The following is a 16,052-nucleotide window of genomic DNA, read 5'->3' on the forward strand; positions in this document are numbered from 1 at the left end:
TGCAACCTGCAACCTGAAACCTGCAACCTGCAACCTGCAACCTGCAACCTGCAACCTGCAACCTAATAAATTACCCTTCCAGCACGAAATCCTTTAAGAGTCTGGGGCAAAAACGAACAACCTAGGGGTTTAGATTGTGGTAGATCGCAATCAAGACAATCGGGAGTAGAAACTTTTACTCGTCGAGGAAACTTGACATGGAAGGTAGACCCCTTACCCACCTTACTCTCTACCGTAATCGTTCCTTGCATCAACTTGACTAAAGATTCTGTAATTGCCAGTCCTAAGCCGGTACCCGAGTATTTGCGAGTTGTGGTTTGATCAATTTGTTGGAACTCCTCAAAAATATGCTCTAAGTTATCCTGGGCAATTCCAATTCCTGTATCCCTAACAGTGAGAATCAGCCAGTCGGTGGAAATTTCCTTGACTACCACCTCTATCCTGCCAATTTCGGTAAACTTAATGGCATTGGAAACCAGATTGGCCAAAATCTGCCGCAGGCGGAGGCTATCATTGATTACGATGGGATTTTGTAAATTGGTTTGGATATATAACCCTAAATCCTTCTGATCGGCTAGGCAACGGAATTCATTAATAGTTTCTTTGATCAACCTGTCCAAATGCAAACTTTCCAAGGTTAACTCCAGACAAACTGCCTCAATTTTGGACAGGTCAATCATATCCTTGATTAGAGTCAGTAGATGTTGAGCATTATTCACAATGCGCTCGATTATATCTGCTTGTTGGTGGGTCAAGGATCCCTGACGCTGACGCAATAGCAGCTGAGAAAAGCCAATAATGGCATTCATGGGAGTTCGTAACTCATGGGATATCGTAGAAACAAACTGGGATTTCAATCGTGCTGCTTCCAACAATTGCAGGTTCTGTAGCTTGAGGGATGCATCTCTCCTTTCGAGTTCCCGATTCTGGCGAGCCAGCATAGTGTTCTGAAACTCTAAACGTGCTTCTTGCTCCTCTAAGGCTTCAATCATACGAGCATTATCAATTGCGATCGCGGCTTGTTCATTAATCATGCGAGCATTATCAATTGCGATCGCAGCTTGTTCACCCACTGCTCCTAGCAGATTCCGACCTGATTGGTCTAATGCCTCTGGGTCTTCCCAATTGCCAATAGCTAGTACTCCCAAGCGTCCTGCTTGCACAGACTCAATCGCCACAGCGTAAATAGCTGTAGGTACTTCCTCTTCCGGATGCCGGTAATCCCAACTCTTGCGCTGAATTAACTGAGATTTTCCAGTTAAAAAGACTTGAGAGAGTAACCCTTCCTCAAGGGGCAAGATGTCTTCCCAGAGGAAATTTTGTGTATCCATTCCGTCGGTAACCCTTAAAACCTCAGGGTTACCGACGGAATTATTGAGAATGATGAAACAAAATTCAACCCCAGCAATCGCTTTAACTACCTCCGATACGATCTCTTGCAATAGATTTGGAAGGTTAGTCAGCCGTTGATTGAGGAGATTAGTCAACTGGTGTAGGGTTCTCAATTGGTTTTGCTGTTCATTGAGAATTCTAATTACCTGCCTGAGATCATCACTCGCCTGGTTTGCCTCTCGGTATAACCGCGAATTTTCAGTGGCTAGGGCAGCGCGACTAGCTAAATCCTCAGCCAACTTGACATCGAGCTCATTGTAGCGGCGACCTGAGTCACTCCTGACAAACCAAATTGAGCCCAAGATTTGTGAACCCATTCGTAAAGGTACACAAATGTAAGACTTAATTTTCAATGCCTGTAACATCCTGAGATGGTCAGGATCCTCAGCAGCAGCACTTAGGAATTGATCAGAAACCTCAAAATAGGTATCCGTACAACCTGTACGTAAAACCTTGCCATTGCCATACTCTTCATCCCCCTGGGGAGGGTAGCAACGGTGCAGTTTCCAAATCAACTCCTCTTGCTCTGGGTTAACATGGGCAACCGCAAGACGCTGGTAAGACTCGGGAGTATCATAGCTATCAATTGGCGATACTACATCAATGGCACACCAATCAGCAAAGCGAGGGATTACCAGCTGCACTACATTGTCCAATGTAGTCTGGTAATCGAGGGAAGCTGAAAGTACAGCAGAAGCCTCCGCCAGAAATCGCTGGGATTGTTCTGCTCGCTTCTGCTGAGTAATATCAGTAATTACACCAGACATCCGGAATGGTACTCCTTGATCATTCAACTGGGCTTTGCCACGAGCAGTACAGTAGCGATCTTCTCCAAAAGCAAAGGGTAGGTGAAATTCTACATCCAGTTCAAGATAATCTTGTTGGTAACTAGCTACCGCCTTAGTAACTTTGAGTAGATCTGAGGAATTTAGTAACTTAAATAACAGATCAGGAGAAAAGTTATGGTGGTACTTCCCTATCTGTTCAGCCGACAAGCCAGTAATTTCATAGAAGCGGTCATTACAATACAGTTGTTTAGTGATCAGGTTCCAGTCCCAGATCCCGTCATTGGAACCTTCTAGCACCAAGCGGTAGCGTTCTTCGCTTTCTTTGAGCCGCTGATGAGCTATGAGCGCTTCCCGTTCTGCGCGGTAGAGGCGAACCGCATTAGAGATACTACGTAAAAGCTTTTCGGGTGAGATTTGGCTTTTGGTCAGATAGTCCGATGCTCCAGATTTGATCAGCTCAACCGCAATTTGCTCGTTAATTTGCTCGTTCCCCTGGTTACTCAAAACAATCACAGGCACTTCAATGCCAGCATCACGGATTTGTTGAACCAGAGTCAATCCGTCGCCATCCGGTAAGTTATAGTCCAATAGAATGCAGTCCAAACTCGGTTGGGTAAGGGTAGAGTTGGCGCAGCGTGATGCGATGATCGACAAGGCGCTTTTGCTGTCAACTGCAACAGCTATTTTTACGGGTATACCCCCTCTGTTAAGAGCTTTAATGATGGCTTTGCAGTTAACTTGATCATCCTCTACGATAAGTAGTCTGATAATCTCGTCCATGATTTAGCGGTTGAGCTGTTGTGATTGATTATTGGCTAATGATTAGTGGATAGTTGGTAGTAACAGTTCTTGACTGACAACCGACACCTGAAGATGCTAATTAATTATATTTAGCCGACTATATTGATTCAGTTTAGGTATTCCCCAAATTTAGTCAACCATTAGGACTTGACAATGTCTCCACGTCGCTTTAAATTGTAGGCTTCTACCTTACCTCCGTACTAGTCAGAGGGCTTCAGTAAAAATACTGATCTGACTAGGTAGAGGAAATCCCAAGGTTGTTTAGTATCACCAGAACATCTGACTAGTCGATGATAATCGACTACCCATGAGTATACTTGTCTAAAAACTGCCTTGATTAGTAATTTCACTGACCTAGGGGATGAAGCAATCCGATTGCAATGAATCAATGCTAATTTTCCAATGGTATTTCCTGAGAAACAAACTCCCTGAGATAGATTTTTTATGGGGTTTTACCGCCTATTCTATCCTGCTGTTGGATCACGGTTCGTAGGATGCTCTGCAGATGACCATAAAGAGTAGGATTTATGGGAATTAGTCATTTTCTGCTGGTGAGGCTACCGCGCGTTACTTAATAAGCGCATTTGATCCGCCTGTGGGCCATGCTAAGCAAATGGCTACGCTACGTGATAGGTGAGCTTTCCGCTGTTTGTGCGCTTCTCTTGGTGCGCGTTCCCTTGGCGAGGAAACCTCGCCGGGGTCGCACCGCTTCTGCATTAAGAATCAAATTCCCGGGTCGGTGCGCCTTTCGGCAAAGCCGACCCGGGGCGCGAACGGGCGCGCACCTGTTGAGAATTTCCTCTAACCGTTGGAATGGGAAATCGTGCCAACCCCTATGACAAGTGGTTTTGGCACCACTAACCCCTTATACTCATAAAGTGTAAAGATTATAATAAGTAACTACCCATAGGTGCGCTCTTACTTGGCGAATTAAATTCGCCACGGGTCGCACCTCCTGTAACTTCTCAAGAACTTTATATCTGATACCGTAATAGTTTTTGACAAATGCTTTCATTCCAGCTAACTTTAAGTGATCGTTGCCAAGAGATGCTCTTTTGGAAACTCTATCCCAAACTCATAAATATCTACAACTACCAATAGGTGGAGATAATGAGGATTTTTACCAAAACTTTACAAAGTTACTCTAAAAATCAATAAACTATAAATCTCACCCCCCTAGACGTTAATGATGGGTAAAATTCGTGTGGCTCTCATTGAAGACCATGATCTGACTCGGATGGGTCTGCGAACAGCCCTCCAACAAAACGGTGAAATTGAATTGGTGGGCGAAGCAGCCAATGCTACTGAAGGACTAAAGTTACTCGCGGAATCTAGACCAGATATCGGAATTGTCGATATTGGTCTTCCTGACATGGATGGAACTGAATTAACTAGACAATTCAAAGAGTTTCAAGCTAAACAGGATGATTCTAAACAGGATGATTTCCCCACCAAGATTATGGTACTGACCTTGCAGGATGATCAAGAAGCTGTACTAGCAGCTTTCGCTGCTGGAGCTGACTCTTACTGCATGAAAAATATAACTTTTGATCAATTGGTAGAAGCTCTGAAAGTGACCTATGAAGGTAATGCTTGGATTGATCCAGCCATTGCCAGAATTGTACTTGAGCAGATCAAACCAAGTAAACATACTCAGCATGCTGACGCTAGTGAAACGATCGCTATCCATGCTGCTCCCAATGAATACAATCAAATGATTGAAGCTTATCCTTTAACGGAAAGGGAATTAGAGGTTTTGCAGTTGATTGTAGAAGGTTGCAGCAATGCTGTGATTGCAGAAAGGTTATATATCACTGTGGGAACTGTCAAAACTCATGTCCGAAATATCTTGAATAAACTCTGTGCGGATGACCGTACCCAAGCAGCTGTCCGTGCCCTCCGCTCTGGCTTAGTTATTTGAGATTATACCATAGAGTAACCTTTGACAGTTATAAGGTTAGTTGGTTGAAGGTTGAAGGTTGAAGGTTGAAGGTTGAAGGTTGAAGGTTGAAGGTTGAAGGTTGAAGGTTAGTTGGTTGAAGGTTAGTTGGTTGAAGGTTAGATGGTTGAAGGTTAGTTGGTTGAAGGTTAGATGGTTGTTCGCCCTAGGGGTCCGGTGTAGGGTAGGTTGAACATTAGAGCCTTAACAACTCAAAGCCGGATGTATAATTTGCAACCTATAACTGGCAAGCTGTAACCTTCAACCTACCCTACGGGAACGCCAAAGGCGAACAACCTTGGCCTTTCGGCCACCCGTGCGCGTTCAACCTGTAACCTTCAACCTGTAACCTTCAACCTGTAACCTTCAACCTGTAACCTTCAACCTGTAACCTTCAACCTGTAACCTTCAACCTGTAACCTTCAACCTGTAACCTTCAACCTGTAACCTTCAACCAACCTGTAACCTTCAACCAACCTTAAACCTTCAACCCAAATGACTATCAAGGTCTACCTTGCTGCCATCTAGCGATCGCTTCTTGGGCAGCCCCATAGTAAGGGGTATCTTTTGGGACTAATTTTGCTGTGTTAATTGCGGAGAGAAACTTGCCTCGCGAGGCACGGGACTTAGCAATCCCATAAATCTTATCGCTAGCTTGAGCAATTAACGCTTGTGCTGTGGCATACTTCGGTTGACCCGGTGGAATCTTACGCAGGGTTGCGATCGCACGATTATAACTAGATGCTTGATTACGTTGCACTTGTTTGATGGCTGTTTGGATAATCTGTTGATTCTGGGACTTCTGTTGAGAGAGAATCTGCCACTGTTTAATAGCATTGTTAGCCAAAGCATAAACAGAAGGGTTATCTTCAGGAACTAGCTGGGCAGCTGCGATCGCTCCTTCAAAATCACTTTTTTTTGCCCGTTTCGTGGCTAGAGCCAAAATTGACTGACTCCAACGAGTGATATATTTTTGTGTCTGCTCATAAAGAGGATCCCCAGGTTTTACCTGACGGGCAATTGCGATCGCATCGCTATACACAGATGCCTGTTTCGGTTCAACTAATTGTCTTGCCTGGTCCAAAGCTGCTTGATTCGCCTTGATCAGACTCGGTTCCAGGGATTTCTGTGGTTTAGTTTCCAGGGGTTTACTCTTAGAATTTGGCAAGGGAGCTGGAGTTGCCTGGGATTTTGACGCTGTAGGCAATGTTACTGGGGAATTCCTGACCTGATTAGTCTCTGGTACTGTGGTAGTTAATCTGGTAGTCTCTGTGTTTTTGATAACCTGCTGAGTAATCAAGCCTTCCTGGTTACGGACAACAGTTAAGCTCACTAGTCCTAACAACAAAGCTATACCACTACCCCAAAACAACCATTCTCGCCATGAGGATAACTCTTCTGTATCAGTTTGAGGCTGACTGTCTGAATAAGAAACTAAAGCTACTGAGTCAGATAAGGTTTGGTTTGAGCTGTCAGTGTTAGTGGGTGAATAACTATTCGGGTTTTGCGTTACCACCGATAAAGGTTTTTTTGTAAATTCACTCTCAAGGTGCGCGCCTCCAAGGCCGGGGAACCCCGCCTTGGGTGGCACCTCAAGATTATTGCCATCTTCCGAAAAAACGACCTTAGTAGCTTTTGAGTCAGTGATCGGGTCAGCCCATTGATTTTCTGGTGGTGAGCTTGCCCCTTCAGGCCAAATGTGTTGTTGTCGATACTCCTGTAAAGGAATCACCGTAAGAGGAATCTGAACTGGTCGCCAATGGTGTTGGCTCAACTCCGGTAAGCGCTCCCTGAGATACTCTTCAAGATTCTCAAGGGTAATGTCAGTATGATAGTAACGCAGTGCTTCTAGAAGTGCTGAGGTGAATAAGCCATTCCCTAGAGCCGAAGCTTCGTGAGAAAACTGGTTGAGTTGACTAGAAAGTATCAGGGAAATACCCATTTGGTAGGCTAATTCCACTGTTTCAGCACCAACCGGTTCACCAGATGGCATTCCCGGTGATCGGTTTATGTCTAACAATACCAGGATTTTATTGCTCCCCATAGTCTTGAGAGAGGAAAACAGGCATTCTATTGGTATACCTGTTCCTGGAATGTCATCTGGGTTGCCATCAATCGGCATGAGGTAGTCAACGTTATCCCAACTGACCCCGCAGCCACTGAACAAGAACCAACGCCAACTTTCTCGGGAAGCTGGACTCTGGCGAATCCTGTCGAGACATCTTAAAATATTTTCTCGGTTGGGGTAGGTTAAAACATCATCAATCGGTGGTGAAGTATCAGTTAATAAAAGAAACTCACTGGGTTGCAGATGAGCTTGGTCTACAAAAAAACCTTGTAGTCTTTGAGCATCTGCTTGACCATAGTTTAGAGGTTGTAAGAACTGATAGTGGTTGATGCCAATTGCTATACCAGCGTAATTTGCCATTTACCCCATACCCTAGCGCCTGAAACTCGTAAATTTTATACCTAATTTTAGGTATGCCTAAATTTATTACTATTGCTTTAGTTTCCCCTTACAGGCAAATTCTAATTTAACCCTGTTTAGCTTAACCTAACGGCTTAACTTTATTAATTAATTAATTATAACACTATCGAACCTAGTCCACCTTTCAAGGCTCTCGAAGTACTTTCTGTCAATCTAGTGGATGTAAAGATTTTCCTTCATGATAAGAATTGACCTTTTTTCAGCCTAATCAGAGGATACAAGACTATGTTATCCAAAGTAATCCGGCTATTGGTGTTACCCGGCTTAGTAGGGGTTAGTTGGTTGACGACAGTTGCCATTGTTCCCCAAAGCGCCGAAGCCAAGACAGCCCGTATTAATGTTACCCTGAATCGTGAGCCTGATGAAACTTACCAAGGCTTTATGCGCCGTGCTGAAGTAGTTGCTAGAGCAGCAGCTCAACGCAGCTTCGATAGTGATATTTTGACTACAAAGGTAGCGATTACTATTCTAGGGCAAAATCAAGGAGAAATTGCCCCAGTCTTGTTGTTAGAAGTCAGCCGTCCATCCTGGCAAAGACGACCGGATGCCAAGTATTGGGCAACTTATTTTCCCAATACCCAGTTCCTACTGCGAGTTGAGGAACCTGATTTTTCCCCTCAAAGTCAACCACAGTCACTGGAACCAGCTTCCCCAAGTCCTCAGGAACCACCAGCCAACAACCAGGCTCCTGAGCCGCCAGCCAACAACCAGGCTCCTGAGCCACCACCAGCCAACAACCAGGCTCCTGAGCCGCCAGCCAACAACCAGGCTCCTGAGTCATCATCACCTGACAACGAGATAGAAGACCGAGATACAAGACAATAAAATAAGATAGAAAAGCTGTCTAACAAATTAAATAATTTATACTTATGGCTGTTCCTAAGAAGAAAACCTCAAAATCCAAACGGGATAAACGTAAAGCTAACTGGAAGCGCAAAGCGCATCTGGAAGCACAAAAAGCCCTCTCTCTCGGTAAAGCAGTCCTGAGTGGGCGTTCTAGCTTTGTTTATCCAACACAGGAAGAAGAAGACGAAGAGTAGGTTTACTACTCCCCACCGGGCTTCGGACGGCGTATCGCTTTTTCCCCATGGTTCCGGTGGGTTAGGTATCACGAAGACAAAGCGCTATACACCCTGTTGCCCTAACACCTCTGAGACTTTCGAGTCTCCAAGCTACTTACCTAGCTTAATAGATCTGAAGCTAATACTGAAGCTAGGCGTGATAGTCCTCACTTATCAAGGAGTGCTGTCTTCTGAGCGCCGTTAATAAATTTTCAAAATTTTCTAGCCTCATTATCAGTATCCTGGTCAGTATATACCAGGTAAAGTCAAACCCCCAACCCCTACCGGACAACTATCTGATGTCACGGGTTGCTGGGGATTGAACTGGCATATCTAAACTTGATTTCTGTTCGTTAACTTTTGGTGGTTAACAATTAACAGAAAATCATGATTCGGGCTGTGGCAATTAGATGTACCACAGCTTAATACCATTGAGTTGAGTTTTAAGTAAGTGCCAGACAATTTACCCAAAATTTTTAAGGGTTAATTGTTAGATTTTGCAAGTCAATTTTGCAAGTCAATTTTGCAACTCAATTTTTCATCTCAATGGTCAGTAACCAATCATAATTTAGTAACTCCAGCAAGAATTGCCCAATGATAAGAAAAATTTTAATATCTGTAGCTGGTCGGGGACTGTGTGAAGAAATGTTCAACATGTTGGCCGAAATTCCTGCCATACAACAGGCATCGGTCACAGTCCTACATGTAGTGCCTCCTCAAGTCACAGCAGAAGCCATGTCAGCTAAGTTAGAAGAGGGGGGTAAAATTTTAGCAGATGCGGTCAAGTCGTTAAAGGTTGACCCCAGCAAAATCACTCCCAGACTGAAACAAGGAGACCCTAAAAATATCGTTACCCAAGTGGCAGACGAAGAAGAAACCGACCTGATTATTATGGGTTCGAGAGGACTAACTCGCCTAGAAGCGATTTTAGAAAACTCCGTTAGCCAATATGTGTTCCAATTGTCCTCCCGCCCAATGTTGTTGGTCAAAGACGATGTCTACGTCAAACAAATCAGACGGGTTATGGTCGCAATGGATAAATCTGATGCTGCTCAAAATTCCTTCGAGTTGGCTCTATCCCTAGTGCGAGATATGAAGAATGCTCAACTATATCTAGCTCGTGTCATCCCCGAAGCCAAACCTGACCAACTGATGAGCAATGCAGAAGCAGACCCAGTTCTGGCAGACGCAGCAGCAAAAGCCAAAAGGCTAGGTGTTTCTTACCGTTGTGTTCTAAGTGGCGGTAAGGCCGGACCAGGAATCTGCGAGTTAGCAGAGGACAAGAACATCGACTTGCTGATTCTCGGTTCTCCTGACCGTCGCCCTTCTATCGCCAAGAGTTTAGTAGATTTAGATCGATTACTGGGGAATTCTTTATCAGACTACGTCAGAGTCAAAGCCAATTGCCCAGTGTTGTTATCACGCACAACTACTTGAAGCAGTAAGAAGCAGTAAGTTATTAGCCATTAGCCATTAGTCATTAGTCATTAGTCATTAGTGATTAGTATTGCTAGTAAACCTCTTTTTGGTTACAACTTGCTTAAAAAGGGTTCATGATCAAGGCTTAATGACAAAGGGTTAATGACTAATTATTTAAACTTCCACCTACTTGAGATTTCACATACTTTAGTGGTGGGAGGGAGAGTCATAAATCGAGTAACAATAGCTGACTTATCCCGCCTACTTTAGTGGCGTGATAAGTCAACTTCACCGTTATTTAATTGAAATTAATTAGACAACGTTAGACAACGTTAGACAAAAAACCCCTTGGACTTTCATCCTGGTAAGAATCCCACGCTGACCTTTAGGTGACATACTCCTACACTGACTGTTACTGGCAGTGCCAGACGCTACGGGAACGATTTCAGTGTAGGCTTCTTGCCAACTCCACCCAACGGTTAGGATACAAGGCCGTAGGCCACGCTACGCGAACGGCAAGCTTTATTAACGACACGGGATGCCCCTCCGCACCGGAACAATACAAAAGGTTCTTTTTTTTTAATTAGTAGGTGGCGGTTAGCTCTTAATTTATTTCCCTACTACTTCCATTATAGACGATTATAGACGATAGCAAAGTATCAAAGTTCCGCCTCCGCCATTCATCCCACGCCGATCTTGCTCCTAGGTCGCCGTGCGGCTCGAACGATTCGGAAGTGGGGCTTCTGGCGGATGAAGCTAACTAGTTTCCTGAGCCTTCACGGCTCGCGGTTTGGATATAAAGAATTAGCAGGAAAACCGCAGGCACCAGCACAAACAAAATGCTGGCAACAAACCCTAGATCGTTAACTTGCATGATTATTAGTTCCTCTAAATCGTTTTTAACCCACGCCCTATAGGATACCATTAACACGGCTGTTCGCGAAGCGTCGCCTTCGGCGAATCGAAATAGAAGATTGAAATATAAGCCTGGCAAGAGGAAATCCGGCTCATGGTAGATAAGCGGGTTGAAAATCCTGGTGAGATACATTCCATTGTCTTAGCTTTATTCCCTAGTCCCTACTCCCTACTCCCTGCCCTTTGGGCTACGCTACGGGAACAAACCCAAGAAGAAACCACCTCACCCAATTGATAAATGTTATAAACCCTGTTATAAACCCTATGTAAGCTTCTATACAAGGAGTGGGAATTCAACTGACAATCTCTCGCCAGCTAGCCCTTAAAATCTCTTGCTATGGTTAGATGGCAGCAGATGGGGATTTGCTCTTCAGGGTTGGTTTAGTTTTAACACTCACCGGTCCATTCACCAAGACTTGACAGGCTAATCGGTAAGTATCTGGCTTTTTCTTTAGTTTCCGATTTTCCACCTCAGTTCTAGGGGATAAATTTTCTATCCCTGCCACAATTTCCACAATACAGGTACCACATTGACCATAGCCGCCACAGTTCACCAGTTTGCCCCGAAACGTGTAGAGATCTATGCGATTTTGCAGCATTTTCTCTCGTAAGTTCGCTCCATTGGCAGCAATGACTTCTTGGTCTTCCTTGACAAATTTGATATTAGCCATGATTTGTCCCAAGTCTGATCTTATTTTCTGATAGTATTTCTATTTTATTAAGGAATGTTAAAAAAATAAGCATCCCTGGTTAATGGTTCATGGCTAAGTTGGCCATAAACCATTAACCTTAAACCAGATGAGGTACTCTGTCAATTGAGTTGTGAGAGTTAGGGCATGGTTAATGGTATTAGATGTTAAAGGTTAGTCCTTAATGGCTAATACCTAAGGTCTAATACTTAGGCTCTCATACCTAAGGTCTAATACTTAGGCTCTCATACCTAAGGTCTAATACTTAGGCTCTCATACCTAAGGTCTAATACCTAGTGCCTAATCCTTAGGATCTAATACCTAGTGTCTAATTGGGAGGAGTCTAGTTTACCCCTTCATTCAATTTTGATGGAATACTACGGAATATCAGTAACTTTACTGTCTGGTAGATTACTCACTGCCCGTTGCAAGTTGGCCAAAGCGCGGTTGTAGCCCAGAATTGCAGTAAGTTGGTTAATCCTAGCCCGGGTAAGGGCAGTTTGCTGGTTAATTACGTCGGTTTGGGTACCAACCCCTGCCTGAAATCGTAACCGAGCTAGCCGGAGACTCTCTTCTGCTACTTCTAGGGCAAAGGATGCGGTTTCAATACTCTCTTCATTGGAGTTTAATTGAGAATAAGCTTGTTCGATCTCAAAGCGTATTTGATCCCGTTGGTTAGCAAAACTGCTTTCAGCTACGGCAACATCAATATCTTCCTGCTTTGCTCTGGCCATGGCTGCTCCGCCATCAAAGAAATTCCACTGGAATTGTGCCCCTACCGAGTAACCATCACCAAAACCCAAAGTATCATTTAAGTCATCCAATAGGTCGATTTGACCAAATACACTCAACTGGGGCCTGACCGCAGCCAGAGCAATGGTGCGCTGTTCCTTGTTGATCTTTCGTTGTACCAGTTGCTGTTCTAACTCAGATCGGTTTTTATAAGACAGGATCAGGCTCTGTTCTAGAGATAAATCCCAACTTCCAGCAATTTCGATGGGATCGGCTGCGGTAATTTCTGCGGATTGAGATAAGTTTAATAACTCCGCCAGCTGACGTCGGGCTATACGTTGGTCACTCAGAGCGTTGGTCAACCCTTGAGAGTCATTGGCTAGCTCAACCTGCTGTTGCAAGACCTCAAATCGGGTTCCTAAACCAGCTTGTTCCAGTAACTCGGTATCCCGTAGAATCTGAGCGGATTCGGTGACTGCCGCTTGGGAAATCTCAACTCGAGCATCAGCTTCTTGCAAATTGTAATAGGCAAGGGTGACCTGAAGTCGAATCTCTTCAGAGAGGCGTTCTACCTCCAGCTGCTGTAAGTTTAGCTGTTCCTCAGCTAGACGGACTTGTGCTGGTCGTTGCCCACCAGTGTATAGGTTATAATTTAAACTTAGGGTTGCAGTGAAACTTCCTGACGGCCCAGGGTTTGGCGTACGCTGAGCTGGTGGCACAGTCTCTTGACCTTGAGCGTCACGTGTTGCCTGAGCACTTATCTGGCCTCTTGCACCCTGTCCATAATCAATTCGTGCACTTGTTGACAAACTGGGATACCAAGCAGTTAAGGCTTCTTGAAGAACAAACTGATTACGTTCCAAGTTCAGTTGCGCTTGCTGTAATTCCTGATTATTACGCTTTGCCAATTCTATGGTCTGTTGGAGGGTAATTGGCTGTGTGACATCTATCTGCACTTCCTGGCTTTGGGTGGGAAATGATAACGGATTGGGGTCAGGATCAAGAAACTCTGGCGCTGAGGTTCCAGAGGTTCCTGAGCTTCCAGAGGTTTGTGACATTAACTCAGGGTTTTCCCCTGTGGCAGATTCAACTACCGTATCCTCACCAACGTCTACGGATTCCGATGGCGCTGCCAGCTCAGCCACAGCAGGAATCGACTCCTCTTGGTTTGCCTGATCACTAGGCAGGATGGTTTGATCAATAATTTCTTGGACTAATTCTGCTTCTGAAGGTGAGGAATCTACAGAGGAAATAGACTCCTGTTGCTCTGGTTGCTTGGGAGCTGGGGTAGTGTTATTGATGACTTCTAGCACTAGCTCCCCTCCCTCTGGGTTTGGGGCTGCTTCTGTTAAGGATTCTTGGTTAGGTGTAGCTACTGAGTTATTCTGAGGCTTAGTAAGTGATGGTAAATCTTCTGAGGCTCCGGATTCCATGCCGCTCAAGGCAATTGCCGTCCCCACACCTACAGCTAATATATAACGAAAAGTTGGCATAGATTTTACAGTTGATTTTAGTCTTAGCAGAACTACTTCTCTTGCTCAATTTAGCAACCAATGGCAGGATAATGGCTTGCTATTGGGTTTAGCAAAGGAATATTCCCGGTTTGCATATCTAAATCAGGATTGAGCCTCAAATTGCCATTTTTTATAGGAGTTGCTCTTTAACAAGACTTTATTATAGTGGGCAATGGCTTCACAGTATCCTCATATTGGCAATTTTCTGTTGCAGGGAGAAAAGTGACTAGATGCGTTCGCTTTTAGCGGAAGCTTCGCTTCATCGCTTTTAGCAGAAGCTTCGCTTCATCGCATAACCCCTATCTCACACATTTAAATTGTGAATAGGGGCTGATGGGGAGATGGGGAGATGGGGAGATGGGGAGATGGGGAGATGGGGTGCATCTGATATTTGTAAAAAAGAAGGGGAAGTGTGGGGAGTGTGGCAAGTGTGGCAAGTGTGGCAAGTGTCGGGCACTGGCGTGGGAATTTGCGCGGTAATTTTCCCCTAATTGCATGGATTGAGATGCAGCCATTCTCTAGTCTACGTCAGTGCGCTCAATTACGATAACATTATTCTTTTTTTACCTTAGGTTAGATTGGGGTAAGGTTTAACCGCCGGACAAGTTTTCCAGCCTGCCACAATACCAAAGCATTATTTCTGTTTTTGTCAAGATTACTTTATGTTCAGGGTTAGTTGTGTTCCAAGGTTTTTGCGTTCGCATAAGCGCGGAAGCTGAGGCCGTTGGCCACGCTACGCGTTCGCGTAGCGTCGGCTTTGCCGAAACGCTTCATACCGTAGCGGCTCGTACCGAGCATCGCATTCTTTTGTTTACTATCTATTAATACTTTCTATTAATCATTAACAAATAAACAAAAATCTGTATGACTAAGGTGTATGGCTAAGGATTGACAGTGGGATAACCTTTTTTAAATAAAAAAGGCGTTAGTAATCTAGCCAGAGACCTTCCGCTATTCAAAACACATAATTTAAAATAAGCAGACATAAAATTTATTAACCTATGCCGCAAAAAAACCTCAATCAAAAAAAATTAAATACTTACTTTTATTGATTGCGTTGATATTCTTTACAAGAATAGATGATTATTGGTTATAGTTTGTTAGGTATTTATAGGAGCTGTTAACTATTTCCTAAAAATCCATACTTTTTCGGTTCCCTGTTCCCAGATCCGCTGTTCCCAGATCCGCTGTTCCCTATTCCCTGTTCCCAGATCCGCTGTTCCCAGATCCGCTGTTCCCAGATCCGCTGTTCCCAGATCCGCTGTTTATACACTTTATTGATGATCGCCTAACTTTGTATATTTTTAATTTATAGTTTTTTTCTAGTTCAGATTAGATAAATTAGTCAGGAAATTAAGAGCACCACTGACTCATAAATAATGATCAAACTCTGAACTATATATTCTGAAGCACTCTGACCTTAATCGTAATTATAATGTGGCTCAAGCTAGGAATTATTACAAGGAATTAATCACAAAAAATCTTGTAAAAGTGAATTATCTTTGAGAATTTTTATCGCTTGTTTTATGTCCTGGGTACGGTCTTTTTTGGCAATTAACGTAGCATTGCGATCGCGTACCACCAGCACATCGTCTAAACCAATAGTAACAATCACCTCATCATCACTACTGGAGTAGACAATTGCTCCTTGAGTATCCAGTTCCACATGATTAGCCATTGCCACATTTTTAGCATCGCCATTATGCAGGCGTTCTAAAGCATTCCAATCTCCCAAATCATCCCAACCAAAGGAGGCTGGTAAAACATAAGCTAGCTGTGTTTTTTCCATCAAAGCGTAGTCAATACTTTTCTTCTCTAGCTCAGCATAAGCCGCCACACCTTTTTCTTCTAAAGGGGCAATAATTTCTGGTGCATAGGTGCGCAATTCATCTAAAACTACCCCAGCCCGGAAAATGAACATCCCACTGTTCCAGCTGAATCGACCAGTAGACAAAAATTCCTCAGCGGTCTCCTGGTTTGGCTTTTCGGTGAACCGACTGACCTGATACACTGGCAATCCCTCAAACGTGCCAGTCTTCTCACCTTGCTCAATGTAACCGTAGCCCGTGGAAGGGTATTGGGGCGTGATGCCTAAGGTCACAATCGATGACTCAGCGGCAGCCAATTGAGCAGCCGCCTTGATAGTTTGCTGAAACCCTTGCTCATCTTCAATCCAGTGGTCAGCAGGGAAAAAGCCCACTACCGCATCTTCTCCGTAAGCCTTGGCAATTTCTAGAGTTGCCCAAGCCACTGCTGGTGCTGTATCCCGTCCTTCCGGTTCCGCTAATAGATGCTTTTGGGGTAACGATGGTAG

At 44.2% G+C, this 16,052-nt stretch carries 13 protein-coding genes; 7 read left to right on the top strand and 6 right to left on the bottom strand.

The features are described from left to right. Window positions 1-62 precede the first annotated feature (62 nt). Entirely contained in the window at window positions 63-2,960 is a 2,898-nt protein-coding gene (locus F6K46_RS23725; RefSeq protein WP_293060778.1) for an ATP-binding protein, read from the bottom strand. Window positions 2,961-4,170: 1,210 nt separating this feature from the next. On the opposite strand from F6K46_RS23725, the gene F6K46_RS23730 reads away from it, so the two are divergent. Beyond that, window positions 4,171-4,902 (top strand): response regulator transcription factor, encoded by a 732-nt coding sequence (locus tag F6K46_RS23730; protein WP_293060811.1) that lies wholly within the window; start codon window positions 4,171-4,173, stop codon window positions 4,900-4,902. A gap of 520 nt (window positions 4,903-5,422) precedes the next feature. Here the strand turns inward: F6K46_RS23730 and F6K46_RS23735 are convergent. Further along, on the bottom strand, window positions 5,423-7,348 hold the full coding sequence (locus tag F6K46_RS23735; RefSeq protein WP_293060777.1) for a caspase family protein: 1,926 nt from the start codon (window positions 7,346-7,348) through the stop codon (window positions 5,423-5,425). 285 nt (window positions 7,349-7,633) lie between these two features. On the opposite strand from F6K46_RS23735, the gene F6K46_RS23740 reads away from it, so the two are divergent. From F6K46_RS23740 to F6K46_RS23755, 4 genes are all read left to right on the top strand, one after another. After that, window positions 7,634-8,233: a hypothetical protein gene (locus tag F6K46_RS23740; RefSeq protein WP_293060776.1), complete on the top strand. Its 600-nt coding sequence runs from the start codon at window positions 7,634-7,636 to the stop codon at window positions 8,231-8,233. A gap of 44 nt (window positions 8,234-8,277) precedes the next feature. After that, on the top strand, window positions 8,278-8,448 hold the full coding sequence (rpmF, locus tag F6K46_RS23745; RefSeq protein WP_075899755.1) for a 50S ribosomal protein L32: 171 nt from the start codon (window positions 8,278-8,280) through the stop codon (window positions 8,446-8,448). A 615-nt stretch (window positions 8,449-9,063) separates the two neighbouring features. Next, a complete protein-coding gene (locus F6K46_RS23750) occupies window positions 9,064-9,906 on the top strand; it encodes a universal stress protein (RefSeq protein WP_075899757.1) in 843 nt (280 codons plus the stop codon). Between the two features lie 371 nt (window positions 9,907-10,277). Continuing rightward, a complete protein-coding gene (locus F6K46_RS23755; protein WP_293060772.1) occupies window positions 10,278-10,475 on the top strand; it encodes a hypothetical protein in 198 nt (65 codons plus the stop codon). A 173-nt stretch (window positions 10,476-10,648) separates the two neighbouring features. Here the strand turns inward: F6K46_RS23755 and psbM are convergent, their stop codons facing one another. Further along, a complete protein-coding gene (psbM, locus tag F6K46_RS23760) occupies window positions 10,649-10,762 on the bottom strand; it encodes a photosystem II reaction center protein PsbM (protein ID WP_044495836.1) in 114 nt (37 codons plus the stop codon). 135 nt (window positions 10,763-10,897) lie between these two features. Here psbM and F6K46_RS23765 point away from each other — a divergent pair, with 135 nt between their 5' ends. Further along, window positions 10,898-11,038 (top strand): hypothetical protein, encoded by a 141-nt coding sequence (locus tag F6K46_RS23765; protein ID WP_158069586.1) that lies wholly within the window; start codon window positions 10,898-10,900, stop codon window positions 11,036-11,038. A 106-nt stretch (window positions 11,039-11,144) separates the two neighbouring features. On the opposite strand, the gene F6K46_RS23770 is transcribed toward F6K46_RS23765, so the two are convergent. Continuing rightward, entirely contained in the window at window positions 11,145-11,474 is a 330-nt protein-coding gene (locus F6K46_RS23770) for a 2Fe-2S iron-sulfur cluster-binding protein (RefSeq protein ID WP_008191595.1), read from the bottom strand. 395 nt (window positions 11,475-11,869) lie between these two features. Then, a complete protein-coding gene (locus tag F6K46_RS23775; protein WP_293060769.1) occupies window positions 11,870-13,717 on the bottom strand; it encodes a TolC family protein in 1,848 nt (615 codons plus the stop codon). Window positions 13,718-14,079: 362 nt separating this feature from the next. On the opposite strand from F6K46_RS23775, the gene F6K46_RS23780 reads away from it, so the two are divergent. Beyond that, window positions 14,080-14,229 (top strand): hypothetical protein, encoded by a 150-nt coding sequence (locus F6K46_RS23780; protein ID WP_158069587.1) that lies wholly within the window; start codon window positions 14,080-14,082, stop codon window positions 14,227-14,229. A gap of 980 nt (window positions 14,230-15,209) precedes the next feature. Here F6K46_RS23780 and F6K46_RS23785 read toward each other — a convergent pair. Beyond that, a partial coding sequence (locus tag F6K46_RS23785; protein WP_293117410.1) for a sugar phosphate nucleotidyltransferase occupies window positions 15,210-16,052 on the bottom strand: 843 nt, incomplete at its 5' end.

Source organism: Moorena sp. SIO3E8, assembly GCF_010692445.1.
Taxonomy (GTDB): domain Bacteria; phylum Cyanobacteriota; class Cyanobacteriia; order Cyanobacteriales; family Coleofasciculaceae; genus Moorena; species Moorena bouillonii.

Excerpts from the sequence above, each read along its gene's own strand:
- F6K46_RS23725 (WP_293060778.1), bottom strand. The coding sequence starts at position 2,960 with ATGGACGAGATTATCAGACTACTTATCGTAGAGGATGATCAAGTTAAC.
- F6K46_RS23730 (WP_293060811.1), top strand. The coding sequence starts at position 4,171 with ATGGGTAAAATTCGTGTGGCTCTCATTGAAGACCATGATCTGACTCGG.
- F6K46_RS23735 (WP_293060777.1), bottom strand. The coding sequence starts at position 7,348 with ATGGCAAATTACGCTGGTATAGCAATTGGCATCAACCACTATCAGTTC.
- F6K46_RS23740 (WP_293060776.1), top strand. The coding sequence starts at position 7,634 with ATGTTATCCAAAGTAATCCGGCTATTGGTGTTACCCGGCTTAGTAGGG.
- rpmF (WP_075899755.1), top strand. The coding sequence starts at position 8,278 with ATGGCTGTTCCTAAGAAGAAAACCTCAAAATCCAAACGGGATAAACGT.
- F6K46_RS23750 (WP_075899757.1), top strand. The coding sequence starts at position 9,064 with ATGATAAGAAAAATTTTAATATCTGTAGCTGGTCGGGGACTGTGTGAA.
- psbM (WP_044495836.1), bottom strand. The coding sequence starts at position 10,762 with ATGCAAGTTAACGATCTAGGGTTTGTTGCCAGCATTTTGTTTGTGCTG.
- F6K46_RS23765 (WP_158069586.1), top strand. The coding sequence starts at position 10,898 with ATGGTAGATAAGCGGGTTGAAAATCCTGGTGAGATACATTCCATTGTC.
- F6K46_RS23770 (WP_008191595.1), bottom strand. The coding sequence starts at position 11,474 with ATGGCTAATATCAAATTTGTCAAGGAAGACCAAGAAGTCATTGCTGCC.
- F6K46_RS23775 (WP_293060769.1), bottom strand. The coding sequence starts at position 13,717 with ATGCCAACTTTTCGTTATATATTAGCTGTAGGTGTGGGGACGGCAATT.
- F6K46_RS23780 (WP_158069587.1), top strand. The coding sequence starts at position 14,080 with ATGGGGAGATGGGGAGATGGGGAGATGGGGAGATGGGGTGCATCTGAT.